Raw genomic sequence first — 26,161 nt, 5'->3', positions numbered from 1 at the left:
GTCGAGTTGGTCGCCCTGGAGCCTGCCGAGCTCCCGAGACGAGCCTAGGACCCTTCCTGATCCGCTCACCCCCGTCTCCGCTGCACCGCCGTCGGCGGCAGATCAGAGCTGATCAAAGCGGAGCACGGACTCGACACCTTCGGTGGCCTGACGGGCACCGGCGAGGTCGCCGGGGGGGTATCCGCGGCGGTTCAGTGTCCGGCGGCGACCAGCGTCGCGGCCTCCTGCCGCGTCGTGCCTGAGGGCTGGATGTGGGCCAGCTCGGGTGGGATCTGACGGCCCTTCTTCTGCATCGCTTTGGCCCACAGTGAACCGGCTCGGTAGGAGGAGCGGACCAGCGGCCCGGACATCACGCCCAGGAAGCCGATCTCCTCGGCCTCCTCCGAGATCTCCAGGAACTCCTGGGGCTTCAGCCACCGGTCCACCGGCAGGTGACGAGGCGTGGGCCGCAGGTACTGGGTGATGGTGATCAGGTCACAGCCGGCCTCGTGCAGGTCCTGCAGGGCCTCGGTGATCTCTGCGCGGGTCTCGCCCATGCCCAGGATGAGATTCGACTTGGTGATCATGCCGTGGCCCCGGCCCTGGGTCAGCACGTCCAGGGAGCGCTCGTAGCGGAAGGCCGGGCGGATCCGGCGGAAGATGCGGGGAACGGTCTCGACGTTGTGGGCGAAGACCTCCGGAGCGGCCTCGCAGATCGCGGCGATGTTCTCCTCCTTGCCGGAGAAGTCCGGGATGAGGATCTCGACGCCGGTGCCGGGGTTGAGCTCATGGATCTTCCGGATGGTCTCCGCGTAGAGCCACACGCCCTCGTCGGGCAGGTCATCGCGGGCCACGCCGGTGACTGTGGCATAACGCAGGTTCATCTCGCGGACGGACTCAGCGACCTGCAGCGGTTCACCCTCGTCGACCGGCTGCGGTCGTCCGGTGTCGATCTCGCAGAAGTCACAGCGCCGGGTGCAGGCCGAACCGCCGATGAGGAAGGTGGCCTCACGGTCCTCCCAGCATTCGAAGATGTTCGGGCACCCGGCCTCCTCACAGACCGTGTGCAGTCCCTTGGCGCCGACCCGCTTCTTCATCTCGGCGAACTCCGGGCCCATCTTCACCTTGGTCCGCATCCAGGCGGGCTTCCGCTCGACGGGGACCTCGGAGTTCCGCGCCTCGACGCGGAGCATGCGGCGTCCTTCAGGGGCGATGGTCACGACAGGGCTCCTTCTGCTGCGGGTGTGGTGTGTTCCGTGCTGAGGAAGCGGGGCAGCTCAGCGGCCAGCTCGGCGGCCACGGCGTCGACGACGTCAGCAGGAGTGACGGACGCGCCCACTTCGTCGCTGATGCTGGTGGTGTCGGCGTCAGCGATGCCGCAGGGCACGATGTTCTCGAACGGAGCCAGGCTGTTGGAGCAGTTGAGGGCGAAGCCGTGCGTCGTCACCGCCTTGTGCACGCGCAGACCGATGGCGGCGATCTTCCGGTCCCGGGGACCATCGGTGAGCCACACGCCGGAACGTCCCTCCACGGTCGTGGAGACGATGCCGTATTCCCGGTGCAGCACGCGGATCAGCAGCTCCTCCAGCGTGGCCACATACTCCTTGACCATGGCTCGTTCCGCGAGCTTGATGATCGGATAGCCCACCAGTTGACCCTGGCCGTGCCAGGTGATCTTGCCGCCCCGGTCGACATCGATGACCGGAGTGCCGTCTTTCGGGCGGTCCTCGGGCTCGGTGCGGCGACCGGCGGTGTAGACGTCGTCATGCTCGAGCAGCAGGACGGTCGAGGGCGACTCGTCGGCGAGCACCTCAGCGTGCAGCCGCTGTTGAACGGCGAGGGCTTCGGCGTAGTCCACCAGGTGGGGGTGGAATCCGAGCCTCCGGAATACGAGGTCCATAGATGCCAGCCTAGTCCGAATCATCGCGCTGTGCTGACCGGAGCCTGTGGATAACTCCTGCAGGACGGCTCCCACTGGGGCAGGCTGGTCGTCATGAACAGCAACACGACGCGCAGTGACGACTCCCCGGGCCCGGCCGTCGGTCGGCCCGGATCAGGGCAGGGCCGCGGGGGAGGGGGCTCCGGGGCGCCCACAGACGGCCGTCCCGCTCCTCGACCGGGCGCGCCACCCAGCGCTCCAGGGCTCCGCATGGTCAGACCTCTCGGGACAGGTGCGACCTCCTCGGTGTGGCTCGCCCGGGTGACCGGCGAGGGGCCGCACTGGAGTGTGGACGTCGCCGACGCGGAGCTCGTGGCCGTCAAGGTGCCCACAGGGGGCCACAGTCAGCGGCAGCGAACGGTTCAGGACCACCCGGCGGACCGTGGATGGACAGCTCCCGATCGTCGCCGACTCACTGCTGAACTGGACGCCATGCGGCGGCTCCATCACGATCACCTGGTGACCGTCTACGGGTGGGTCGAGACCTCCTGCGGCCCTGGGCTCCTGCTGGAGCCCTTCACCGCTGGATCGCTGGGGCGGATCCTGGCGTCCCGGCGAACGTTGACGCTGGGGGAGACGGTCACGGTGCTGGTGCCGATCGCCCAAGCGCTGGCCCATCTGCACCGAGAGGGGGTCGCCCATGGGGACGTGTCGCCGGGGAACGTGGTGCTCGCCCCGGACGGACGGCCCGCCCTGGCTGACCTGGGTGACGCCCAGCTCCTCGGGGCTCCACGGCCCGAAGCGATGACGGCCGGGTTCGCCGCCCCGGAGCGGCGTGAGGCCGTGCGTGGGCACTCCGGGGCGGCCGCCGCCCGGGCGTGGGAGGAAAGTCTCGGTCCGGAGTCGGATGTCTACTCGCTGGCGGCGCTCACGTGGTATGTCCTCACCGAGGCGCCGCCCGGGCCTGAGCGCCGCCGAACTCCCTTGGGCACGTTGTGTCCTGAGGCTCCGTCCTCGCTGATCCGCCTGCTGGAGGAGGCGCTGAGTGAGGAACCGGTCGGTCGCCCCAGCGCCCGAGAGTTCGCCGTGGCACTCCACCGGTGTGCTCCGGCTCAGGGCCTGGACCTGAGTCCGCATGTCGACGACGACGTCCTGCCGGAGCTGCCGACAGCGCAGCCTGGTGCGACTGATCGGCCCCCGCGGTCCTCCCGAGCCCGTCGGCTGCTGACAGGCCTGTGCGCCGGGAGCCTGCTGATCACCGGGGGAGTCGGGGCTCTCAGCGGACTCGGCGACCAGCCTCACGCGCGGGGCACGTCGGTGTCGGGCGACCTCTCCGCCGGCGAACCGACCGGCGGGCATGCAGTGACTCCGCTCAGCCTTGAGGCCGCTGCTGAGCTGATGGCTGACGAGGACCCGCTCGTGGCGCTCGACGGATTGGTCGTGCTGCGAACAGCGGCATTGCAGGAGCTGCAGATCGCGACGACCAGGAAATATGTCGCCGTCGGCTCGCCAGCGGCCCGGTCCGAACAGGAGCTGGTCGAGGATCTCCAGCAAGCACGAGAGGCCTATGAGGGGGCGACCATGACGGTCGAGCCGCTCGGGCCGCCGCAGTCACCGGCTGAGGACGAGGCCTTGGAGGGCCTGCCGGAGGAGGCCGTGTCCGTGCCCGTGGAGGTCACGATGGATGCGCTCCATGGGGATGGTCAGGAGAGACAGGCGGTCCGGCTGGAGCTGGTGCGGCAGGAGGGCTTCTGGAGGCTGCATGCGATCCGGGAGCCGAGCAGCGCCGACACCTGAGGCGACGTGGCGGCCTCTGGCGTCGTCATGCATGGAGGGCCCGCCCGATGCCACGGGCGGACCCTCCATACCGGTGAGGAGACGCTCAGCCTCCTCGGATCACAGACCCAGCTGCGACTCGAAGCTGCCGTCCTCCAGGCGCGCCTTCAGCGTCTGCATGAACCGGCCGGCGTCAGCCCCGTCGACCAGACGGTGGTCGTAGGTCAGCGAGAGGTACATCATGTGGCGGATGCCGATGCTCTCGTTGCCCTCCGCATCGGTGACGACCATCGGGCGCTTGACGATGGACCCCGGGCCGAGGATCGCCACCTGAGGCTGGTTGATGATCGGAGTGTCGGTCAGCGCGCCGAATGAGCCCAGGTTGGTGATCGTGAATGTCCCACCCGAGAGCTCGTTCGGACCGATCTTGTTGCTGCGTGTCCGCGCCGCGACGTCGGAGATCTTCTTCGCCATGCCGGCCAGGTTCAGGTCGCCGGCGTCGGAGATGACCGGAACCATGAGACCCTTCTCGGTGTCCACGGCGAAGGACAGGTGCTCGGCATCGTGGTAGGTGATCTGCTGCTGCTTCTCGTCATACTCAGCGTTCAGCTTCGGGTGCTGCTTGAGCGCCTCGGTGACGGCCACCGCGATGAACGCCAAGTAGGAGAGGCTCACCCCGTTCGCCTGTTTGAAGGCGGACTTGGCCTGGTTCCGGAGGTTCACGATGCGCGTCATGTCGACTTCGTGCACCTGCGTCAGCTGAGCGCTGACCTCGAGCGACTCGTTCATCCGCTGGGCGATCACCTGCCGGATGCGCGGAGCCTTCTCGGATGAGCCCCGTTTGGTGGTGTCCACGTCGACATCAGGGCTGGAGGCGGCTGCAGAGGCCGGAGCGGAGGCGGCTGGTGCGGCCGATGCCGCCGATGCCTTCTTGGCCTCCGCGGCGTCGATGACGTCCTGCTTGCGGATACGCCCACCGACACCGGTGCCGGTGACCGAGGACAAGTCGATGCCCTCCTTCTTCGCCAGACGGCGGACCAGCGGGGTCACATAGCCCTCGGCGCCGCCGGAGGACTCCTGAGCCGGGGACTCCGCACGCGGGCTCGGCTTCGGGTCCTCGGCGGCTTCGGGCTCGGGCTTCTCCTCGGCCGTCGGCTCGGGCTTCTCCTCGGCAGGGGCGGTCTTCGCCGGCGCGGCGCCCGAACCGACCAGTGCCAGCACCGCGCCGACCTCGACGGTCTCGTCCTCGCCGACCTTGATCTCCTGCAGGGTTCCGGCCACGGGCGAAGGGACTTCCGTGTCGACCTTATCGGTGGAGACCTCGAGCAACGGCTGATCCACCTCGATCTCGTCACCGACCTCGACCAGCCAGCGGGTGACGGTGCCCTCGGTGACGGACTCGCCCAGCGCCGGGAGGGTGACCTCCTGGGAGTCGCCGCCGGAGGAGCCGGTGTCCTCGGCAGGGGAGGACTCCTCGGGAGTCGCCTCGGCCCCTTCAGCCTCGCCGGCGGGTTCAGCGGTGGGCTCAGCGGTCTCCTCCGTGCCGCCATCAGCAGCCCCTTCGGCGGCCTGCTCGTCGTCGGCCTCCGCAGCGTCGTCGGAACCGGCGTCGTCCGAGCCTCCGCCGGAGCCGTCGCCGATGGTGACCAGGGGCGCACCGACCTCGACGGTCTCGTCCTCGTCCACCAGCAGCTCCTCGATCACACCGGCGGCGGGGGAGGGGACCTCGGTGTCGACCTTGTCGGTGGAGACCTCCACGATCGGCTGGTCGACCTCGACCTCCTCCCCGACCTCCACGAGCCATCGGGTGATAGTGCCTTCGGTGACTGACTCACCGAGGGCTGGAAGGTTCACGGTCTCAGACATGATGTCCGGCTCCTACTCTTGAATGCGTCGCACCAGGCGGACGTGGTGCGTCTTCTCAGATGTGTTGAATTCTCTGGGTGGTCTGGATGCGGCTCTCAGCCGTGGAGCGGGTGGCCGAAGAGCGCCATCGCGGCCTCTCCGAGCGCCTCGTTCTGCGTCGGGTGGGCGTGCACCAAGGTGGCGACATCCTCGGGGTAGGCCTCCCAGTTCACGATCAGCTGCGCCTCGCCGATCTGTTCGCCGATGCGGGTGCCGATGCCGTGGACGCCCACGATCGGACCGCCCTTGACACCGACCATCTTGATGATGCCGCCGGTGCCGAGGATCGAGGACTTGCCGTTGCCGGCGAGGTTGTACTCGGTGATCTCGACGTTGTCCTTGCCGAACTCCTCCTCGGCCTTGGGCTGGGTGTAACCGACGGACATGATCTCCGGCTCGCAGAAGGTGACCTTCGGGATGTTGATGTCTTCGACCACCACGGGGTTGTTGCCGACGATCTCCTCGGCGACGAAGATGCCCTGCTGATAACCGCGGTGGGCCAGCTGCAGGCCGGGGACGATGTCACCGACCGCATAGATGTTCCCCACACCGGTGTGCAGCCGCTCGTCGGTGATCACGAAGCCGCGGTCCAGGGTGATGCCCTGCTCCTCGAAGCCGAAACCCTCGGTGACCGGGCCGCGTCCGACGGCGACCAGGCAGATCTCCGCCTCGAAGGTCTTGCCGTCCTCGAGGGTCACCTTGACGCCGTCGCCGGTGTCCTCGACATCCTTGAAGAACGTCCCGGTGTTGAACGTGATGCCACGCTTCTTGAAGCTGCGCTCGAGGTTCTTGATGATCGAGGGGTCCTCATTGGGGACCAGGGAGGGCAGACCTTCGATGATGGTGACCTCGGTGCCGTAGGAGGTCCACGCAGAGGCGAACTCGCAGCCGATGACACCGCCGCCGAGCACGATGGCCGACTTCGGCGTCCGGTCCATCTCCAGGGCCTCGGTGGAGGTGATGATCCGGTCACCGATGGGCAGACCCATCGTCTTCGCGGTGGAACCGGTGGCCAGGACGATGCTCCGGCCGGAGTACCGGGTGCCGTCCACCTCGATCTGGTCGTGCGAGACCAGGCGGCCCTCACCTTCGATGACGGTCACCTTGCGCATCTTCAGCAGGCCGGAGAGACCCTTGTGCTTGCCGGCGACGATTCCGTCCTTGTACTCACGGACCTTCGCCATGTCGATGCCCTCGAAAGAGATCTTGACACCGTACTTCTCGCTGGACCGGGCCTCATCAGCCAGCTCCGCGGCGTGCAGGTAAGCCTTCGTGGGGATGCACCCGGTGTGCAGGCAGGTTCCGCCGAGCTTGGACCTCTCGATCAGACCGACCGTCAGGCCGTGCTGCACCGCACGCAGCGCGGCGGCGTAGCCTGCGCTGCCTCCGCCGAGGACGAGTACGTCGAATTCCTGTGCCTGGGGCTGGTCGGCCACGGTCGTTGCTCCCTTGGGTCGCGTGAGTCTTGTGGTGTGAGGTTGTCGTGGGGCGGGGGGGGGAGGCCGACGACGGGAGGGTCACAGCCCTGTGCCCTCGGTGTCGGCGCGTCACCCGTGCGCCCAGCTGTCAGCCTATCGCCTGAGCGCAGGGGGCTTCCACCGACACCACGGGTGCTCCGAACTGTGACGCCACCGGTGGCGGCAGGGTCTGAATCCTGCCGCCACCGGTGGTGTCGTCACTGATCAGCGGGACCGACCCTCGAGATAGTTCACCAGCGTACGAACCATCACGCCGGTTCCCGCTTTGGGGGTGTACCCGTAGGGGGACTTCTCGTTGAATGCCGGGCCCGCGATGTCCAGATGGGCCCAGGGGATCCGCCGGGCCTCCGGGTCGAGCGAGTCCTGATCGGCGTCGGCGCGGTCTCCGACGAACTCGCGCAGGAAGGCGGCGGCCCCCAGCATGCCGCCGTTGCGGTCGCCGAGGTTGGTCAGGTCAGCGACCTCAGAGTCGAACCCGGAGCGAACCTCCTCAGGGATCGGCATGGGCCAGATCTGCTCGCCGGCGGCTTCGGCCGAGCCGACGAGCTCGGAGCGGAGCTGCTCCTCACCCATGACACCGGTGGTCCGAACGCCCAGCGCCACCATCTGCGCACCGGTGAGGGTGGCGACGTCGATGAGCGCGTCGGGCTGCTCCTCGGACGCAGCGACGAGGCCATCAGCCATGACCAGGCGCCCCTCAGCATCGGTGTTGAGGACCTCGACGGTCTTGCCGCCTCGGATGGTGATGACGTCCTCCGGGCGCTGCGCGGTGGAGGAGGGCATGTTCTCAGCCAGGCAGAGCCAGCCGGTGACCCGGACGGGCAGGTTCAGGTCAGCGGCGGCTCGCACCACGGCGAGCACTGTGGCGGCGCCGCCCATGTCGAGCTTCATCGTCGTCATCGCCGAGGCCGGCTTGAGCGAGAGTCCGCCGGAATCGAACGTGATGCCTTTGCCGACCAGGGCGACATGGGCGGCAGGCTTCGAGGGGGAGTGCTCGATGCGAACCAGCCGCGGCCCCCGGGAGGATCCCCTGCCGACGCCGAGGAGCCCGCCGAAGCCGCCCTTCTCGAGGTCCTTCTCCTCCCACACCTTCACCGACAGCTTCGATGCCTTCGTGGTCGATCCTCCATGCGCCGGTGCCTTGGTGCGCGCCCCGAGCTCCGAAGAGAGCTCCGCGAAGCTCTCGGGGTACAGGTGGCTGGGCGGGGTGTTGACCAGGTCGCGAGCTGTCCGCACGGCGGCTCCGACGACGGCGGCCCGGTCGAGCGCTGGTCGGGTGTGACGGTCCTTCAAGTCAGTCAGGATGAGGATCTCCTCGACCGGAGTCTTGCTCCGGGACTCCTCCGCACTGCGGAAGGCCGTGAAGGAGTACGCCCCGATCGCGGCACCTTCCGCGACGGCGGCCACCTCATCCGGACTGGAGGCGGGCAGTGCCAGGGCGACCGAGTCCAGCGACCCCAGCTGGCGCACCGCCGAGCCGGCCGCGCGCCGCAGGGCTTCCAGAGACACACCGCCGGTGGGCTCTCCGGTGAGCTCGCCGACGCCGATCAGCACCAGGGTCTCACTGCGGAAGCCGTCGACACCCGGCAGACGGAGCAGCTGATCGGCGGCACCGGTGACCCCGAGTGCCTTCAGGGAGTCCGCGACGCTGCGGGCGGCCTCGTCGGCCAGAGGGTTGGGCAGGAGGATCGGGCCCTCCGGGCCCTTGGCGACGCCGAGAACGAGTGCGTCGGTCTCGGCCCTCTCGACGGCCGTGGTGACAGCGGAGAGTGTGGGCTGGAAGTCGTTGATCACGTCAATCCCGTCTGATCCCCGGTCCGGGGATCGTCGAATCGTCTGTGTGTGCATCCGCCGACGCGCTGCCCGTGTGTGGAAGCCCTCGGCGGCTTCAGGATTCGATCCTATCCGAGATCCTGTCGTGCGCATCTCCGCGCAGCGGCAGCCGCGCGCCCGGCGGCGGCAGCGGGAATTTCTCCACCCTGTCGGGTCGTTATATCGGTGTTCACCTGGGACGACGCCCCGTCGACGCCGTCGGGTCGTCGAGTGATCCGTCGGATCCGTCGGACTCGTCGGACCCGGTGGGCGCCATGCGACAGCGCGGAGAGCGGAGAGGAGCATCAGCTTCATGAAGGAACCCCTGGACTTGCTCCATGTGCACCCCGCCGAACCGGAGGAGGAGCACCTGGACTTCCCCGGCCCTGGCGTGCCCACCTCGACAGTGCGGGCACAGGGTGGTGACCTCGTGCTGCGCGATGCCCGCGCAGCACAGGCGTCGAGGAGACTGACCATGCTCGTCTCCTGGTCGGGCCACACCGATGCCGGCGGGCTGAGCGACCAGCTCGCCGAGGCTCTGCTGGGATCGCTGCCGCATAAGCTGCTGGCCAGCTTCGACGTGGACGAGCTGTTCGACTATCGCTCCCGTCGCCCGCGGGTGACCTTCCAGGAGGGGCGCTTCACGGACTACGAAGGACCTGAGCTGCGGCTCTACGAGGTGCGGGACGCCTCGGGCCTGCCCTTCCTCATGCTCACAGGCGACGAGCCTGACTTCCAATGGGACCGTGTCTCCGAAGCCGTGCTCGAACTCGTGGACCACCTGGACGTCTCTCTGGTGGTGCTCGTGGACGCGCTCGGGCTCCCCGTCCCCCATACGCGCCCCTTGGGGGTGACAGCCCACGGAAGCCGCCAGGACCTGGTCGAGGGGATCTCCACCTGGAGCCCGACGGCCCAACTGGAAGCCGGACTGGGCCAGGTGCTGGAGATGCGGCTGGATCAGGAGGGGCACGATGTCGTCGGCTACACCCTGCACGTGCCGCATTACCTGGCCGGCGGTCGCTACCCGCAGGTGGCGGTCTCCGCCCTGGAGTACATCGGTGCGGCCATGGAGCTGATGCTCCCCAGCGACGAACTGCGTGAATCGGCTCGGATGGTGGACCAGGACATCTCACGTCAGGTCAGCGGCAACAGTGAGATCCAGGGTCTGGTGCACCGGTTGGAGCAGAACTACGACGAGCACGCCACCACTGAGCAGCGCTCGCTGCTGGTCAAGGATGATGACGTCGTTCCCGACGCCGAGGAACTCGGCGCCGCCGTCGAGGCTTTCCTGCGGACCCAGCCCGCGCCCACGTCCGAGCCCACGTCCGAGCCCACGTCCGAGTCCCTGGACGTCGATCCCGCACCGGAGGAGGATCACGGTCAGCAGGACCTCCCGGACGGAGGAGACGACTCCGCCCCGTCCTGATCAGGTCCTCCACAGCACCCGGGGCCGCTCGGCGACACGCCGGTCTCTCCACAGAGCACAGCGAGGACCTGCACGGCGGAGCCCCGGCTCGTGAGACTGGCGGCATGGACCCTCACAGCCACCCCCTCGACGACGGCGCCCCGACCCGCAACGAGAGCCCGCTCGGCACGCCACCGGAGGCCTCAGAGAGGACTCCTTCCACCGGCAGGCCGACATCATCCGGGGCGGAACCAGCGCCCCGGGGCCAGGCTGAGGACCGGAGTCCCTCCGAGACCAGGGCTGAGACGGAGCGGCAGGCCGAGGAGCTCATCCGCATCTCCGGGGTCGGCGACGCGCTGGCGCTGGTGCAGCACACCTTCGGGTTCCTGCCGGAGGACTCGCTCGTCGTCGTCGGGCTTCATGATGCACGCGTCGGCGCCCACCTGCGGATCGACCTTCGAGCCGGCGTCGATCATCCCGACGGATTGGGCCGCTGGGTCTGTAAGCACCTGGCAGGCCCGCAGACCAGCCCCCGGCCTGACGGCGCCGTCATCTATCTCTTCACGACAGAGGCGCCGACCCCACCCAGCTGGGACGACCCCGCGCTTCGTCCGTACGCGGCCCTGCACTCGTCCCTCGTGGAGCTGCTCGCCGCCCAGGGCGTCCGGACCGTCCAGACCTGGTGGGTCGGCGGCGGCCACATCCGAGACTACGACTGCGCCGACGCGACCTGCTGCTCGTATCCAGGGCAGGACATCCAGGCGGCGGCCCGCAGCGTGCTGCACACGCATATGGTCTACCGCGGTCGGACGCTCAGCACCCCACGGCAGATGGTGCAGGACTTCCTCGCCCCACCCATCAGTCTCCCGACGCGGACGTTGGAAGCATCCCAGTCTGCGCAGAAGCACTGCGGCCGCGAGCTCTCCGGCCCGGAAGCCGCCCAGCGGGCGCTGTGGGCATGGGAGTCGATGATCCAGCAGGAGGTCCGTCGACAGGAGGCGGATCGCCCTGATCCTGACCGGCGGGCGGCCGCCCGACCGCCGGAGGAGGCCTCGGAGCGCTGGATCGAGGAGCATCACGACGAGCTCGTGATGATGGCGGCGTCGCTGTCCTGGGGAGACCTGCGGGATGGACTCCTGGTGCTCGCCGCCGACGGATTCGAGATCGCCTCCATGACGCTGGAGGCGCTGCGTGTCGGAGGGGCGGCGTCATCGGAGGGCGGAGAGGCGTCCTGGGCGGAGGACCTGGACCACCACCGCCTCGTCGACTGCGCTGTGGAGAGATATCGCGCAGTGCTCCTCGGCGCAACCGGTGAACGTCCGGGCTGGGAGCGCATCGATGCATTGGCCACTCTGCTCTCCCGTATGCAGCCGGTGCTGACGCCCCCGGGGCAGGCGGAGACGCTGGCGCTGATGTGCTGGATCGAGTGGGCGCGCGGCCGGGGCAGCATCTCCGGGGCGTACGTGGACCGGTGCCTGGACCTGGCGCCGGATCACCCCCTGGCCCGGCTGATGCAGGTCGACCAGGGGATCGGCCGCATCTGCCCCTGGGCGATGGTCCGAGACCATTCCTGGAGCACCGCCGGCGCCGGACAGTGACGCCCCCGGTGGTGAGACCCTCACCTGTGCGTCGGCTTCGGCGCCCGTCATGACATGCTCAAACGGTGGGCAGGACAATTCCTGCGAAACTTTTCGCGGGAGCGGGAATGATCTGCAGGGGAGCTGCGTTGTGCCTTGCTGAGACCCTGCAACCATCGTCAGGTCGCTCGCCACGCACCGGCAAGCCGGCGCCGCCAGCTCCCCCGTGGGGAGAGGGCCGCAGGCCGCCGGAGCGGTCAGTGTGAGCAAGGCGACGGACTTGACAGGGTCATAGGTGTGTTGACCTCAGGTCAATCCATCGCCTTCACACGTCCGAGTCGGAAGGTCATCGTGCCCACTACTGCGTCCCAGTCCACAGAAGAGAACGCAGCCGCGGCAGAGGCGGAGCAGTCCTCCGCTGCCAGCAGAAGCTCAGCCTCGCGCACCACGGCGCGCGACGGCGACGCCGCGGCCAAGAAGTCGAGTTCGACGACGAAGCGGTCCACCGCCTCGAAGTCCAGCTCCGCAGCCAAGAAGTCCACCGCCACACCGGCCAGTGAGGAAGCTCCGGAGCAGGATCGCGGTCGGAAGGAGACCGCCGACCCCGTCGATGAGGTCCTCGCGGAGACCGACCAGGAGCAGGCTGCACCGACCACAGTGCTCGAGAAGGCCGTGGCCAAGGCCCTGGAGAACGGCGACGAGGAGGAGGTCGCCAAGAAGGTGGCCGCCGCCACCGGCGACGAGGGCAACGCCGAAGCGATCGTCGAGAACGCGAAGAAGGCCGCCAAGGGTGAGGACGCCGAGGAGGAGGAGACCAAGGGGCGCGGCTTCGTCATCTCCAACGCCGACGACGACGATGCCCCTGCAGTCCAGGTCGTCTCTGCCGGGGCCACCGCGGACCCGGTCAAGGACTATCTCAAACAGATCGGCAAGGTGGCCCTGCTGAACGCTGAGCAGGAGGTCGACCTTGCGCTCAGGATCGAGGCAGGACTCTACGCCGAGCATAAGCTCGCCACCGAGGAGATCTCTGACAAGCGCCTGCGGCGAGACATGGAGCTCGTCGTGGCCGACGGCAAGCGGGCCAAGAACCACCTCCTTGAGGCCAACCTGCGTCTGGTGGTCTCCCTGGCGAAGCGCTACACAGGCCGCGGCATGCTGTTCCTGGACCTCATCCAGGAGGGGAACCTGGGTCTGATCCGCGCGGTGGAGAAGTTCGACTACACCAAAGGCTTCAAGTTCTCCACCTACGCGACCTGGTGGATCCGACAGGCGATCACCCGGGCCATGGCAGACCAGGCCCGCACCATCCGCATACCGGTGCACATGGTCGAAGTCATCAACAAGCTCGCCCGAGTCCAGCGGCAGATGCTGCAGGATCTGGGCCGAGAGCCCACCCCGGAAGAACTGGCCCAGGAACTGGACATGACCCCGGAGAAGGTCGTCGAGGTCCAGAAGTACGGTCGTGAACCGATCTCGCTGCACACCCCGCTGGGTGAGGACGGCGACTCGGAGTTCGGAGACCTCATCGAGGACTCCGAGGCGGTCGTGCCCTCGGACGCGGTCAGCTTCACGCTCCTGCAGGAGCAGCTGCATTCGGTGCTGGACACCCTGGCTGAGCGGGAGGCGGGCGTCGTGGCCATGCGCTTCGGCCTCACAGACGGCCAGCCGAAGACTTTAGACGAGATCGGCAAGGTCTACGGCGTCACGCGCGAGCGGATTCGGCAGATAGAGTCCAAGACGATGTCCAAGCTCCGCCACCCCAGCCGTTCCCAGGTGCTCCGCGACTACCTGGACTGAGCGTCGGCGACGCCGCATGACTGTGGAGGCCCGCGCCGGGAGACCGGCGCGAGCCTCCGGCTGAATAAGCCCGCACCTGTCGGCGACGAGCCGACGCTGTGTCGACTGCGGCGGGATGGGTCAGCAGAGATGATGACCCACCCCGCCGCAACGCACAGACGACGAGGGGCCCGGAGGATGATCCTCCGGGCCCCTCGTCATGTCGCGGAGCGACTGCCACGGCTGAGGCGGTGCAGCGGACACCCCTCAGGGTGTCTGGATCAGCGCGCCTCCTCGAGACGTGCGGATTCGTCGACCCACGCGGACGTCTGCGGGCGCAGCGTCCCCTCCACCTGACGGGCGTGGTGCACGCAGAAGAGCAGGACACCGGCGCCGGAGGACAGGGCAGCGCTCACATAGGCCTGTGCTCCGCAGCGGTCGCAGCGGTCGAGGGCAGTCAGAGTGTTCGTGTGTGCTTCGAGTGTCCCAGTCGTGCCGGTCATGCTCTTCGCCTCCTCACGTGAATACGTAGATACCTATACAACCATGCCGGGAAGGGTTTCATTCGCCGTCGGCCCCGAGTCTGCCCCTGCTTTCGCTGTCCGCGTACGAGCCAGCCGGACCGTTCAGGGTCATAGGAGGCGTCGACGGCGGTTCTGCCTGGCAGAGGCGGCCCCGCCGGATAGGCTGACAGCGTCTGTGCCTGATCCGGCAGGAGTCATCGCCGGTGCGAGGTGATCACCGGCGGCGCCGAGACGGCCCGTGATCCGAGTCCAGCAGGAGGAGAACCGTGGCGAAGCGATCCGAGTACGACGCACGGCATCTGTCAGTGCTCGAGGGCCTCGAAGCTGTCCGCAAACGGCCGGGGATGTACATCGGGTCCACGGACTCCCGGGGCCTGATGCACTGTCTCTGGGAGATCATCGACAACTCCGTCGACGAGGCCCTGGCGGGCTACGCCTCCACGATCACCATCGTGCTGCACTCCGATGATTCGGTGGAGGTCTCCGACGACGGCCGCGGCATCCCCGTCGACGTCGAGCCCCGCACCGGCCTCTCCGGGCTCGAGGTCGTCTTCACCAAACTCCACGCCGGAGGCAAATTCGGCGGCGGATCCTACAACGCCGTCGGCGGTCTCCACGGCGTCGGCGCCTCTGTGGTCAACGCCCTGTCCGCCCGTCTCGACGCCAGGGTCACCCGTGGCGGCAAGGTCCATCAGATGTCCTTCCGACGAGGCGAACCGGGCACCTTCGCCGGGGCTGCTGCGGATCCTGAGGCGGATTTCACCCCGGCCGCCGAAGGATCACCGGTGGAAGTCATCGGCAAGGCGAAGCGCGGGATCACCGGCACCACCATCCGATACTGGGCGGACCGACAGATCTTCACTCCGGATGCGCACTTCGACGACGAGGAGCTCACCAACCGGGCACGGCAGACCGCATTCCTCATCCCCGGACTGCGCATCACAGTCCGCGACCAGCGCGGCGAGACGCCGTCCGAGGAGGTCTTCCAGTACGACGGCGGCATCAGTGAGTTCGTCGACTTCCTCTCCACCGACTCGCCGGTGACCGACATCTGGCGGATCCAAGGCCACGGGCGGTTCACCGAACGTGTGCCGGTAATCGGCGACGATGGTCGAAGCCACCTCGAAGACGTCGAGCGGGACTGTGAGGTGGACATCGCGCTGCGCTGGGGCGTGGGCTATGACTCGCAGGTGCGCAGCTTCGTGAACATCATCTCCACGCCCAAGGGCGGAACACACCTGGCCGGCTTCGAGCAGGCGATGCTGAAATCCTTCCGCAAGGCCGTGGAGGCCAATGCCAGACGACTCAAGGCCGGCAACGACAAGCTGGAGAAGGACGACGTCCTGGCAGGGCTGACCGCCGTGGTGACCGTGCGCATCGCTGAGCCGCAGTTCGAGGGCCAGACCAAGGAGATCCTGGGGACTCCCGCCGCGCGTCAGATCGTCTCCAAAGTGGTGGACCAGGAGATCCGGCAACGCCTCAACTCCACCAAGCGAGGGGACAAGCAGCAGGCCACCGCCGTGCTGGAGAAGGTCGTCTCCGAGATGAAGTCCCGGATCTCCGCGCGCATGCACAAGGAGACCCAGCGCCGGAAGAACGCCCTGGAGAACTCCTCGATGCCGGCGAAGCTGGTGGAGTGCCGTTCCAAGGGCGTGGAGAACACGGAGCTGTTCATCGTCGAGGGGGACTCGGCCCTGGGTACCGCCAAGCTGGCCCGCTCCTCCGACTACCAGGCCCTGCTGCCGATCCGCGGCAAGATCCTCAACGTGCAGAAGGCCTCCGTGTCCGACATGCTCTCCAACACCGAGTGTGCCGCCCTGCTGCAGGTCATCGGTGCCGGCTCGGGGCGGACCTTCGATGTGGACGCCGCCCGATACGGCAAGGTCGTGCTGATGACCGACGCCGACGTCGACGGCGCACACATCCGCACGCTGCTGCTGACCCTGTTCTTCCGGTACATGCGGCCCATGATCGAGCAGGGCCGGGTCTTCGCGGCGGTCCCGCCGCTGCACCGGGTCGAAGTGGTCCATTCCGGAAGGAAGCCCAACGAGGTCCGCTACACCTACTCGGAGGCGGAGCTGAATCAGCTGCTCGCCCACCTGGAGTCCGAGGGACTGCGATACAAGGAGCCGATCCAACGCTATAAGGGACTCGGCGAGATGGATGCCGACCAGCTCTCAGAGACCACGATGGACCCGGCCCATCGATCTCTGCGACGCATACGGATCGAGGATGCCGAGGCCGCCGAACGAGTCTTCGACCTGCTCATGGGCTCGGTCGTGGCTCCCCGGAAGGACTTCATCATCGAAGGATCGAAGGCTCTCGACCGCGAACGCATCGACGCCTGATCCCAGGTTCTGTGGCCGTGGGCGCAAGAGCGCGGGACAGGTTCTCGCCGACTCTTCTACAGCGTGTCGAAACAGTCTGCCTCACTGGCGTCCCCACGGCACGCAGACTGACGCTCTGACGATAGACTGACCCTCGACCGCGACTGCACCTTGACCCATTGTGAGCATCAGACGTGACCCAGAAATCCTCCGCCGCCGCATCCGGCGCGTCCATGTCGACTGACACCTCGCCGTCTGCTGGGAGACCGGCCGGTGAGGTACGGTCGCCGTGGCGTCGCAAGGCTGCGGCCTATTGGGCGCTGACGAAGCCGCGGGTGATCGAGCTGCTGCTGGTCACGACCCTTCCGACGATGATCTTCGCCCACCGGGGCTTCCCGGACTTCTGGCTCGTGCTGGCCACCATGGTCGGAGGGGCCTTCGCCGCCGGATCGGCCGGGGCCTTCAACTGCTACATCGACCGGGACATGGACAAGCTCATGAACCGGACGAAGAAGCGCCCGTTGGTGACCGGTGAGCTGACGCCACGGGAGGCAGTCGTCTTCGCCTCGCTGCTCGGCGTCGCCGCACTGGCGATCCTGTGGTTCGGCGCCAATCCGCTCGCCGCCGGCCTCGGTGCGGCCGCCATCTTCTTCTACGTGGTCATCTACACGATCATCCTGAAGCGCCGCACGGAGCAGAACATCATCTGGGGCGGGCTGGCGGGCTGCTTCCCGGTGCTCATCGCCTGGGCCGCTGTCCGAGAGGCCGTCGAGTGGCCGGCCCTGGTGCTCTTCTTCATCATCTTCCTCTGGACGCCGCCGCACTACTGGCCGCTGTCGATGAAGTACCGCACGGACTATCAGACTGCCGATGTGCCCATGCTCGGCGCCGTGGCCACCGCCAAGACCGTCTCCGTGCAGGTGGTCCTGTATGCCTGGGCGACTGTAGTCTGTTCCCTGCTGCTGGTGCCCATGGGCTGGGCGGGGGTCACCTACACCGCCTTCGCGGCGGTGTCCGGTGGGTGGTTCCTCTATGAATGCCATGTGCTGCACCGCCAGGCCCAGCGTGAATCGCTGAGCGACAAGAAGGCCATGAAGGTCTTCCACCTGTCGATCATGTACCTCACACTGCTGTTCGTCGGCCTGGCGCTCGATCCCTTCATCGGCGCGCCACTGATGGGCTAACCTGGTTCTCCGACCGTCGGGTGTACGCCTCGTCCTCCGCTCCGCGGGTGAGGCCCGGTCAGCGGCCCGCCTGACGGCGGCTGGTGAGGAGGGGAACGCCGATGGCTCTGCGTTGGTACTCCACCGTGGTGGAGGCACGGGACCACCGCGCGCTGGCTCGGTGGTGGGCGGAGGCCCTCGGATGGGACGTCGTCTTCGAGACCGAAGACGAGGCCGCCGTGCTCCCTCCCTGGGCGAAGGACTTCGTGAAGATCCTCGAGTTTCACCACATCCCCCCGGGCATGGTCTTCGTGCCTGTGGACTACGCCAAGCGCGTCAAGAATCGGCTGCACTGGGACTTCGCTCCGCACACCGATGATGACCGCGACGCCGAGATCCAGCGCCTGGTCGACATGGGCGCTCAACACGTCGACGTCGGCGCCCCCGAGGACGCCAGCTGGACGGTGCTGGCCGACCCCGAGGGCAACGAGTTCTGCGTGCTCTCCTCCCGAGACATGTGAGCTTGCTCGGCGGGCGGGGGAGAGCCCACCCCTGAGGATGGATGACGCGCGCTGGCAGGCTGAGCTGGGCGGATGTCCTCTGCCAGCGCCCCTGACGGACCGGAGGCGCAGTTCCGGGAGCCGGTAGTCGTCGCCATGGGCTCACTCCTGGGCTCACTCCTGGGGTCCCGCCTGGCCAAGCCCCTCGCCTGGCCGGGTCCCGTTGAGCGTGTCAATCCCGCTGAACGAAGTCGATGACCACCCGGCCGTCGATCTTCCCGTGGTGCATCTCGTCGAACACCGCGTTGATGTCGCTCAGAGGGCGAGTGGAGATCGTCGGGTGGATCCTGCCGCGGGAACAGATCTCCAGAGCGTCGACCATGTCCCGGCGGGTGCCGACGATCGAACCTCTGATGGTCAGCCCTTGGAGGACGATGTCGAAGATCGGCGCGGGGAACTCGCCAGGCGGCAGACCGTTGACGACGATGGTCCCGCCGCGCCAGGTGCCCGAGGCCGCCGAGCCCGCAGATCACCACCCACTGACCGGGCCTGACCCCGGTCGTCTTCAGTCCTTTGTAGACCGTCACGCCGGCGCAGAGCACGGGGCGACCTCGAAGGGGTCCGCACCGCCGGGGAACGCCGCGGCCAAGCGAGCATCGACGATCATGTACTGCCCGATGGCACCGTCGACGGGGTACCCTCCGTCGATCTGCTCCTCACACAGCGTCTCCCACCCGGTGCGGCAGTGCTCGCAGGACCCGCAGGCGCTCCACAACCAGGCGTTGCCCCCAGTCTGTCCGATCTCGACGTCGGTGACGCCCGGCCCGACCCTGTCCACCGCGCTCAGGCCCCCGTGGCCGGGGATGAACGGAGGAGTGGGCTTGATCGGCCGTTCCCCTCGGCGGCGTGCCGGTCAGTGTGACAGACGCCTGAGGCGAGCAGTCGCACAAGGGCCTGACCCGGGCCGGGCTCGGGCCGCTCGTGCTCCCGGGTGGTGAGCTCTGCGCCGAACTCCTCGACGACTGCTGCCGTCATGGTGCTCATGGTCGTGCTCCTCGCCTGTTCGATGACCGATGACGACCGTGACGCTCGTCATGGCACCGTTGCAGCGAGGCTGCACCCATCGGCCTCCCCGAGCGGCGAGGTGCTTCCGTTCAGAGCTCCGAACGGGCGATCAGCAGGGCCCTCTGGGGCGCCTCCGGAGGCAGCAGGCGCAGTGCTTCCCGGAGGATCTCACCGTCACCGCGCGCCTCCGGCAGCTGCAGATATCGACAGATCTCCCACGGGGACCCGTCCTGCAGGATCGACTCTCGGAGCATCACCGAGAGCTCCCAGCGGATCCGAGCGATCCCCGGCGCCTCGGACCGGGGCAGCAGCTCCCCGGAGTACAGGTCCAGCGCGGTGGTGCGATCGCCGGCGGCGAGGGCATGCACGACACTGACGGCATCCAGCCACGGCGGCGGATCCAGTCGGTACGGCCGAGAGTGCAGCCTGGGTGGGTCCGCGCGTCCCGGCAGACCGGCGAGGAGCCGCCGCAGCCGAGTCACCTCCGCGCGCAGTGCGACCTCATGCCCCATCTCACCGAAGATCTCCTCAGCCAGATGGGCAGCACTGGCGCCGCCTCCGGAGGGCGATGACGCCTCCCAGGCCAGCAGGGTCAGCAGCTCGGCGTGGCGCAGGCTCAACCGCCAGCTCGACTCTCCAGTCGCGACCGTGCCGGTCTCTGAGCCCAGCACGGAGAATCTGAGCCGCAGGGCCGATCGGGGACGTGAGCGCAGCTCACCCTGGGCGGCGGTGATGGCAGCGAGCACCAGCGGCAGCGCGTGCGTCTCCACCGCAGCCGGGCCCCCGGTGATGTCCACCACGCCGAGCAGATCGCCGGTCTGCGGGCAGCGGATCGGCGCGGCTGAGCAGGAGAACTGGTGGGCTGCCGGGACGAAGTGCTCCTCCTGATCCACCTGGACGGCCCGGCCGGTGGCCAGCGCGGTACCAGGAGCCGAGGTGCCGACGGCGCGCTCCGACCAGTTGGCGCCGGCCTGGAAGGCGCTGGTCTCGGCCCGACGCATCGCCTGATGCGACCCGTCCACCCAGAGGAGGCGCCCCTGGGCGTCGCCGATGGCGACGACGAGTCCCGCCTCCTTTGCGGGCCGGACCAGCAGCCTGTCCAGCAGCGGCATGGCGACGGAGAGCGGATGCTCGCGACGCAGCGTGCTCAGGTCACCGGCGTCCAGATCGATCGGCGCCTGGGCTCTCACGGGGTCGTCGAGGTAGCTCGCAGAACGCAGCCAGGACTCGCGCAGCACCGGCGGCAGGACAGATCAGGTCTGCGGCTCATCAGGGATGGGCTCTCTGCCCATGGCACCTCCTGCAGTGGTGAGGACACAGTCGTCATGCACGTCGGGACTTCCGGACGGGACCTCCGGTGACCCCGGTGGTGCGGTCAGGATAGACCACGGGGGCGAGACGAGCATCACATCTGAGCCGCCATCAGCAGGGGCCCGTGCCGTGACCTCGACGATGCGGCGGGCATGCAACGAAGGTGCAACGTCGGCGGAGCTACCGTCACTGTCGTGAGCGAGGTCACATCAGGCCGACCGCATCAGACCGACCTCGCAGCCGACCATGGGTCGACGTCACTGACCATCACGACGAAGGAGTCCCGATGACCGTCTACGCGCAGCCCGGCAGCCCAGACAGCCTGGTGACCTTCAAGGCCCGCTATGACAATTGGATCGGCGGAGCGTGGACCGCACCCGTGAAGGGCCGATACTTCGAGAACCCCTCACCGGTGACAGGTCGGACCTTCACCGAGATCGCGCAGTCCGATGCGGAGGACATCGAGCTGGCCCTCGACGCCGCCCACCGGGCCGCACCCTCCTGGGGTCGCACCACTGTGGCGGAGCGCGCCGTGGTCCTGAATCGGGTCGCCGACCGCGTCGAGGAGAACCTCGAGATGCTGGCGGTCGTGGAGACCTGGGACAACGGCAAGCCCGTGCGGGAGTGCCTGGCCGCCGACCTGCCTCTGGTGGTCGACCACTTTCGCTATTTCGCCTCGGCGATCCGGGCCCAGGAGGGCGGGATCTCCGAGCTCGACGGCGACACCGTCGCCTACCACTTCCACGAGCCGCTCGGAGTCGTCGGGCAGATCATCCCCTGGAACTTCCCCCTGCTGATGGCCACCTGGAAGCTCGCCCCGGCGCTGGCCGCCGGCAACGCCGTCGTGCTCAAGCCCGCCGAGCAGACCCCGACCTCCATCCTGGTGCTGATGGAGCTCCTCGCCGATCTGCTCCCGGAGGGCGTGGTCAACGTGGTCAACGGCTTCGGCGCGGAGGCTGGGGCGCCCCTGGCCTCCAGCCCCCGGATCCGGAAGATCGCCTTCACCGGGGAGACCACGACCGGCCGGCTCATCATGCAGTACGCCACGCAGAACCTGATCCCGGTGACCCTCGAGCTCGGCGGCAAGAGCCCCAACATCTTCTTCGACGACGTCGCCCGAGAGAAGGACGCGTTCTACGACAAGGCGCTCGAGGGCTTCACCATGTTCGCCCTGAACCAGGGCGAGGTCTGCACCTGCCCGTCGCGTGCCCTGATCGACGACTCCATCATCGAGGGCTTCCTGGATGACGCCATCGACCGGACCCGGAAAGTCACCCAGGGGAACCCTCTGGACACCTCCACGATGATCGGGGCCCAGGCCTCGAACGACCAGCTGGAGAAGATCCTGTCCTACATCGACATCGGCAGGAAGGAGGGCGCCGAGGTGCTCCTCGGCGGCGAACGGGTGGACCTGGGCGGAGACCTCTCCGAGGGATACTACGTGCAGCCGACGATCTTCCGGGGCGAGAACTCGATGCGGATCTTCCAGGAGGAGATCTTCGGCCCGGTGGTCTCGGTGACCGGATTCTCCGGCTACCAGGACGCCATGGAGATCGCCAACGACACCCTCTACGGGCTCGGCGCCGGCGTGTGGTCCCGCGAGGCGAACACCGCCTACCGGGCCGGCCGAGAGATCCAGGCCGGACGCGTCTGGACCAACTGCTACCACCAGTACCCGGCCCACGCCGCCTTCGGCGGGTACAAGCAGTCCGGCATCGGCCGCGAGAACCATGCGATGATGCTCGCCCACTATCAGCAGACCAAGAACCTGCTGGTCAGCTACTCGGAAGGCCCGGCCGGGCTCTTCTGAGCCGCCGGGCGACGTCAGTCGGGACGGTCCCTGTGCGAGCAGGGGCCGCCCCGGCGTCCAGAAGGGAGTCAGGATCATGGCGCACCCACGGGTCAGCGTGACCGAGGAGGCCGCAGCGCTGCTGCGACGGCTGAGGCACGAGCATGGCAGACCGCTGATGTTCCACCAGTCCGGTGGCTGCTGCGACGGTTCCGCCCCGATGTGCTACACACAGGGGACGTTTCTCACCGGGCCGTCGGACGTGCTGCTCGGTCAGCTCGACGCCGGCACGGGCGAACCCGTCCCGGTGTGGATCTCCCGGGCACAGTTCGAGTACTGGTCACACACCCACATCACGATCGACGTCACCACAGGCCGCGGCGCGGGATTCTCCATCGAGGGGCCCACCGGTCATCGGTTCATGATCCGTTCCCGCCTCTTCACCGAGGAGGAGGCCGAGGACCTGGAGCCGGTCCGCACCGGCTGAGCCGCGCGCGCAGCCTGCGGCACCCGGCGTCGGGAGACCTGCTCCACGTGGTCTTCGCGCCGCAGATCCCACGCCTCACAGGCCTGGATGCTCACCGCCCGGGGCCCGGTGCGGCGGATCGTGCCCTCTACCAGCATCAGCCGGGCGGTGAAGAGGATCTCCCCGGCGTTGTTCTGCGCCTCGTCGAAGAAGGCGACGTCGGCGCAGCCGGTGCCGTCGTCGAGGCTGATGAACACCACTCGCCGTCCGCTGGCCATCGGAGGCGTCTGGGTGGCGACCCGGATGCCGGCCACTCGCACGGTGGAGCCGCTGCGCAGCGTCAGCAGGTCCTCCGCCCGGGTCACGCCGAAACGGTCCATCGTCTGCCGATGGGTCTCCATCACATGACCGGTGACGTCGATGCTGGTCAGTCGGAGCTCATCAGCGATGAGCTCGTCCTGTTCCGGCGCGGAGTGGGAGGCCGGCAGGGCGGCGAGCTCCACATCGGCGATCGGCAGCGGCAGCTGTCCGGCCACCTCCCGGCGCCGCGAGGTGGACACCTTCGCCTGGGTCTTCTCTGCGACGGCGGCGATCAGGTCACCGCGTCGACTCCGCCCTCCTGGCATGAGCGAGTCCAGGGCCCCCACCTGGGCCAGGGCACGCAGCGTGGGGCGCTTCGGACGGGCCCGATCACGCAGATCCGCGAGTGAGTCGAAGGGCTGAGTCTCCGTGATTCTGTCGAGCTCCGCCTCGCTGATGCCCGCGAGACTGGTCAACGCCATGCGGATGCCCACTGCTGCGGACGGCCGGTCCTGTTCGTCCGGGATTGCCGGATCCTCCAGCTGTTCCAGCACGTAGTGCCGATTCGAACGGTTGACATCCATGCCCAGCAGCGGCACCCCCAGACGCCTGGCCTCGGCCACCAGCAGCCGCAGCGGATACATCCCCGGATCATGTTCGAAGAGCCCGGCCAGGAACGCCGCCGGGTGATGGGTCTTCAGCCAGGCCGACTCGAAGGTCGGCACGGCGAAGGCCGCCCCATGGGCCTTGCAGAAGCCGAAGGAGCCGAAGCTGTCCAGGATCTCCCAGACCTCGTCGATGACACTGTCCGCATACCCGCCCGCGGCGGCTCGGGTGCGGAAGAACTCCTCCACCCCGTCCTGCTCGGAGCCGCCCAGCGCACGGCGGAGCTCATCGGCCAGGGCGAGCCCGCACCCGGTCATCGTGTCGAAGAGACGCAGCACCTGCTCGTGGTAGATCGTCACCCCGTGGGTCTCGGCCAGCACCTCGGCCAGATCCGGGTGAGGGAAGCGTCTCGGCTCGAAGCCGTGCCGCCGCTCCAGATAGGGGGTCACCATGCCTGACCCCATCGGCCCCGGACGGAACAGGGAGATGTCCACCACCAGGTCGGAGAAGCACCGTGGCACCAACTTGCCCACCAGCTCCCGCTGCCCCGGGGACTCGACCTGGAAGCATCCCAGAGTGTGGGTGGACTGGATGAGACGGTAGGTGGCCTCATCGTCGCGGTCCACCGCCTCCAGATCGATCCGCTCTCCGGTGGTGCGGTGCACCTCCTGCAGGGCGTGGGCGATGGTGGACTGCATGCGCACCCCCAGCACGTCCAGCTTCAGGAAGCCCATAGGGTCCATGTCGTGCTTGTCGAACTGGCTCATCGGCAGTCCGTCCACCCCGGAGGGCTGGACCGGGGTGAGGTCCAGCAGCCGCTGATCACCCAGGATGATCCCGCAGGGATGGGTGGAGATGTGCCGGGGCAGCCGGTCCAGCCGCTCGGTGAGGTCCACCAGCAGGTCCAGCTGCTGGCGCCCCTGTCCCCGTGCAGAGTCCAGCCGGGCGGCCACGGTGCGCAGCTCCGGCTTCTCCGCCAGCGCCTCGCGGAACTGGCGCGCCGGGAAGCGCCACATGGTCTCGGCGATCTGGGCGATCTCCTCCTCCGGAAGCCCCAGGGCGAGGCCGGCGTCGCGCACCGCCCCGCGGATCCGGTAGCTGTTCTGCATGCTCATCAGCGTGGTGCGCTCCGGCCCGAACCTCTCGAAGATCCGGTGGTAGACCTCATGACGGCGGGCCGACTCCACGTCGATGTCGATGTCCGGCAGGGTGGAGCGTCTCCGCGAGAGGAAACGCTCGAAGATCAGGTCATGCTCGATCGGGTCCACCGCACTGATCCTCAACAGATGATTCACCAGGGATGAAGCTCCCGAGCCGCGGGCGGCGACCCGCACCCCCATCTGCTCGACCATCGCGACCACTTCCGCAACGGTCAGGAAGTAGCTGGCGAATCCGAGGTCCTCGATGATCGCCAGCTCATGCTCCAGCCGGCCCTGCACCTGCGCGGCGGCAGAGGAGGACAGCCCGGGGAACCGTGCGGCGAGCCCGACCTCGCAGCGTTGGCGCAGCTCGCGGCGCGGATCCGTGCCGCGCCCCTGCCTCCCGAGCCCGAGCACCCGGGCCTCCGGGACCTTCGGCACGCGGAAGCTCATATGCTCCTCCGGATCCACCAGACACCGTTGCGCCAGCGTCCGGGTGTGCTCCAGCAGCGCGACGGGGCCGCTGCGCGCCGCCGAACTGGCCGCGCAGATCTCCCCGGCCAGACGCTCCATCGTCCGGGCAGGCTTGAGCCAGCCCTGACCGTTGGGCTGCAGCGTCTCGGTGACCTGCAGGCTGGAGAGCACCCGGACCGCGTCGAGCACATCGGCGGTGGTGGCGTCGTCCTCCTGGGCGAAGCGCACCATGTTGGTCAGCACCGGAGCCACCGAGCAGTCCTCAGCGATGGCCAGCATCCGTGCGGCATGGGCGGTGGAGAGCGGTTCGCCGGGAGGGGCGAGGTGGGAGACCACCTCGATCCGCAGCGGGACGGTCCCCAGCACGGCCCGCCAGCCACGCAGCAGGCCCCGGGCCCGGGCGTAGCGCCGGGTGGCCGCCGCGTCGCCGATGTCGCTCTCCGGGCCCAGCAGCACGAACAGCGCAGGCTCCACTGCCCCGGAGGTCACGGCCCGCACCCCTGCGGGGCAGGCCAGCTCCACCAGCTGAGAGAGGCGGAGCCGAGGCCCGGAGCCGGTGTCCCGCAGATGGGCCGCCGAGACCGCCCGGCACAGCGCCGCATACCCGGCGGCCGAACCGTGGGCGAGCAGGACCACCCGCCCGCGGTCCACGCTGTCGCCGTCGGGCAGATCCTCGACGACCTGCAGGTTCACCCCGAGGATGGGGGAGAGGCCATGGAGACGGCAGGCGGAGACATGTTTGACCGCCCCATACAGTCCGTCCCGGTCCACACAGGCTGCGGCGTCCGCACCGTCCGCGGCGGCCGCCGCGACCAGGTCCTCCGGCCAGCTGGCGCCGTAGTGGGCGCTGAAGGAGGAGGCGACGTCGAGATGTACGAACCCGCCCATCAGGAGAGCCTTCGCCAGAAGG

At 68.3% G+C, this 26,161-nt stretch carries 17 protein-coding genes and 1 pseudogene; 9 read left to right on the top strand and 9 right to left on the bottom strand.

The window, feature by feature from the left end; translation table 11 throughout:
• Positions 1 to 191 precede the first annotated feature (191 nt).
• Entirely contained in the window at positions 192 to 1,199 is a 1,008-nt protein-coding gene (gene lipA / locus ACYVKI_RS05320) for a lipoyl synthase (protein WP_460689266.1), read from the bottom strand.
• Positions 1,196 to 1,903 carry a lipoyl(octanoyl) transferase LipB gene (lipB, locus tag ACYVKI_RS05315; RefSeq protein WP_460689265.1) on the bottom strand — a complete coding sequence of 236 codons (708 nt, stop codon included), beginning with the start codon at positions 1,901 to 1,903 and terminating at the stop codon, positions 1,196 to 1,198. The genes lipA and lipB overlap by 4 nt, the downstream gene beginning before the upstream one ends.
• 225 nt (positions 1,904 to 2,128) lie before the next feature.
• On the opposite strand from lipB, the gene ACYVKI_RS05310 reads away from it, so the two are divergent.
• Positions 2,129 to 3,655, top strand: a complete 1,527-nt coding sequence (locus ACYVKI_RS05310; RefSeq protein ID WP_460689264.1) for a serine/threonine-protein kinase — start codon at positions 2,129 to 2,131, stop codon at positions 3,653 to 3,655.
• A gap of 99 nt (positions 3,656 to 3,754) precedes the next feature.
• Here ACYVKI_RS05310 and sucB read toward each other — a convergent pair whose 3' ends face one another.
• The 3 genes from sucB to ACYVKI_RS05295 form a co-directional block, all read right to left on the bottom strand.
• Positions 3,755 to 5,500, bottom strand: a complete 1,746-nt coding sequence (gene sucB / locus ACYVKI_RS05305; RefSeq protein ID WP_460689263.1) for a 2-oxoglutarate dehydrogenase, E2 component, dihydrolipoamide succinyltransferase — start codon at positions 5,498 to 5,500, stop codon at positions 3,755 to 3,757.
• A 95-nt stretch (positions 5,501 to 5,595) separates the two neighbouring features.
• Positions 5,596 to 6,975: a dihydrolipoyl dehydrogenase gene (gene lpdA / locus ACYVKI_RS05300; protein ID WP_460689262.1), complete on the bottom strand. Its 1,380-nt coding sequence runs from the start codon at positions 6,973 to 6,975 to the stop codon at positions 5,596 to 5,598.
• A 246-nt stretch (positions 6,976 to 7,221) separates the two neighbouring features.
• Positions 7,222 to 8,811, bottom strand: coding sequence for a leucyl aminopeptidase (locus tag ACYVKI_RS05295; RefSeq protein WP_460689261.1), 1,590 nt, complete (start codon positions 8,809 to 8,811; stop codon positions 7,222 to 7,224).
• A gap of 331 nt (positions 8,812 to 9,142) precedes the next feature.
• On the opposite strand from ACYVKI_RS05295, the gene ACYVKI_RS05290 reads away from it, so the two are divergent.
• From ACYVKI_RS05290 to ACYVKI_RS05280, 3 genes are all read left to right on the top strand, one after another.
• Positions 9,143 to 10,255, top strand: coding sequence for a PAC2 family protein (locus tag ACYVKI_RS05290; protein WP_460689260.1), 1,113 nt, complete (start codon positions 9,143 to 9,145; stop codon positions 10,253 to 10,255).
• Positions 10,256 to 10,359: 104 nt separating this feature from the next.
• Positions 10,360 to 11,832, top strand: a complete 1,473-nt coding sequence (locus tag ACYVKI_RS05285; protein WP_460689259.1) for a DUF4192 family protein — start codon at positions 10,360 to 10,362, stop codon at positions 11,830 to 11,832.
• A 276-nt stretch (positions 11,833 to 12,108) separates the two neighbouring features.
• Positions 12,109 to 13,608, top strand: a complete 1,500-nt coding sequence (locus ACYVKI_RS05280; RefSeq protein ID WP_460689258.1) for an RNA polymerase sigma factor — start codon at positions 12,109 to 12,111, stop codon at positions 13,606 to 13,608.
• Positions 13,609 to 13,868: 260 nt separating this feature from the next.
• Here the strand turns inward: ACYVKI_RS05280 and ACYVKI_RS05275 are convergent, their stop codons facing one another.
• The gene (locus ACYVKI_RS05275) at positions 13,869 to 14,090 is read right to left on the bottom strand and encodes a DUF7455 domain-containing protein (RefSeq protein ID WP_460689257.1); all 222 of its coding nucleotides are present in this window, start codon (positions 14,088 to 14,090) and stop codon (positions 13,869 to 13,871) included.
• 287 nt (positions 14,091 to 14,377) lie between these two features.
• Between ACYVKI_RS05275 and ACYVKI_RS05270 the strand changes: the two genes are divergently transcribed.
• The 3 genes from ACYVKI_RS05270 to ACYVKI_RS05260 all read left to right on the top strand — a co-directional run bounded on the left by ACYVKI_RS05270 (position 14,378) and on the right by ACYVKI_RS05260 (position 18,122).
• Entirely contained in the window at positions 14,378 to 16,459 is a 2,082-nt protein-coding gene (locus ACYVKI_RS05270) for a DNA gyrase/topoisomerase IV subunit B (protein WP_460689256.1), read from the top strand.
• A 212-nt stretch (positions 16,460 to 16,671) separates the two neighbouring features.
• Positions 16,672 to 17,622 (top strand): heme o synthase, encoded by a 951-nt coding sequence (locus ACYVKI_RS05265; RefSeq protein ID WP_460689255.1) that lies wholly within the window; start codon positions 16,672 to 16,674, stop codon positions 17,620 to 17,622.
• A 101-nt stretch (positions 17,623 to 17,723) separates the two neighbouring features.
• Entirely contained in the window at positions 17,724 to 18,122 is a 399-nt protein-coding gene (locus ACYVKI_RS05260) for a VOC family protein (protein WP_460689254.1), read from the top strand.
• Between the two features lie 211 nt (positions 18,123 to 18,333).
• Here ACYVKI_RS05260 and ACYVKI_RS05255 read toward each other — a convergent pair.
• A pseudogene (locus ACYVKI_RS05255) lies at positions 18,334 to 19,145 on the bottom strand (alcohol dehydrogenase catalytic domain-containing protein).
• A gap of 110 nt (positions 19,146 to 19,255) precedes the next feature.
• Positions 19,256 to 20,404 (bottom strand): sigma-54-dependent transcriptional regulator family protein, encoded by a 1,149-nt coding sequence (locus ACYVKI_RS05250; RefSeq protein WP_460689253.1) that lies wholly within the window; start codon positions 20,402 to 20,404, stop codon positions 19,256 to 19,258.
• 359 nt (positions 20,405 to 20,763) lie between these two features.
• Here ACYVKI_RS05250 and exaC point away from each other — a divergent pair, with 359 nt between their 5' ends.
• Both exaC and ACYVKI_RS05240 read left to right on the top strand, forming a co-directional pair.
• Positions 20,764 to 22,287, top strand: a complete 1,524-nt coding sequence (gene exaC / locus ACYVKI_RS05245; protein WP_460689252.1) for an acetaldehyde dehydrogenase ExaC — start codon at positions 20,764 to 20,766, stop codon at positions 22,285 to 22,287.
• 76 nt (positions 22,288 to 22,363) lie between these two features.
• Positions 22,364 to 22,753, top strand: a complete 390-nt coding sequence (locus tag ACYVKI_RS05240; protein WP_460689251.1) for a DUF779 domain-containing protein — start codon at positions 22,364 to 22,366, stop codon at positions 22,751 to 22,753.
• Here ACYVKI_RS05240 and ACYVKI_RS05235 read toward each other — a convergent pair.
• Positions 22,678 to 26,139: a DNA polymerase III subunit alpha gene (locus ACYVKI_RS05235; RefSeq protein WP_460689250.1), complete on the bottom strand. Its 3,462-nt coding sequence runs from the start codon at positions 26,137 to 26,139 to the stop codon at positions 22,678 to 22,680. The two genes, ACYVKI_RS05240 and ACYVKI_RS05235, sit on opposite strands and share 76 nt — an antisense overlap.
• Positions 26,140 to 26,161 lie beyond the last annotated feature (22 nt).

This window comes from Nesterenkonia suensis (assembly GCF_054782935.1).
Note: the sequence above shows the minus strand (reverse complement) of the source record. Positions and strands in the feature narration are given on the sequence as shown.

Coding starts and splice junctions, on each gene's coding strand:
- lipB (WP_460689265.1), bottom strand. CDS start 1,903: ATGATTCGGACTAGGCTGGCATCTATGGACCTCGTATTCCGGAGGCTC.
- ACYVKI_RS05310 (WP_460689264.1), top strand. CDS start 2,129: ATGGTCAGACCTCTCGGGACAGGTGCGACCTCCTCGGTGTGGCTCGCC.
- sucB (WP_460689263.1), bottom strand. CDS start 5,500: ATGTCTGAGACCGTGAACCTTCCAGCCCTCGGTGAGTCAGTCACCGAA.
- ACYVKI_RS05290 (WP_460689260.1), top strand. CDS start 9,143: ATGAAGGAACCCCTGGACTTGCTCCATGTGCACCCCGCCGAACCGGAG.
- ACYVKI_RS05285 (WP_460689259.1), top strand. CDS start 10,360: ATGGACCCTCACAGCCACCCCCTCGACGACGGCGCCCCGACCCGCAAC.
- ACYVKI_RS05275 (WP_460689257.1), bottom strand. CDS start 14,090: ATGACCGGCACGACTGGGACACTCGAAGCACACACGAACACTCTGACT.
- ACYVKI_RS05265 (WP_460689255.1), top strand. CDS start 16,672: ATGTCGACTGACACCTCGCCGTCTGCTGGGAGACCGGCCGGTGAGGTA.
- ACYVKI_RS05260 (WP_460689254.1), top strand. CDS start 17,724: ATGGCTCTGCGTTGGTACTCCACCGTGGTGGAGGCACGGGACCACCGC.
- exaC (WP_460689252.1), top strand. CDS start 20,764: ATGACCGTCTACGCGCAGCCCGGCAGCCCAGACAGCCTGGTGACCTTC.
- ACYVKI_RS05240 (WP_460689251.1), top strand. CDS start 22,364: ATGGCGCACCCACGGGTCAGCGTGACCGAGGAGGCCGCAGCGCTGCTG.
- ACYVKI_RS05235 (WP_460689250.1), bottom strand. CDS start 26,139: ATGGGCGGGTTCGTACATCTCGACGTCGCCTCCTCCTTCAGCGCCCAC.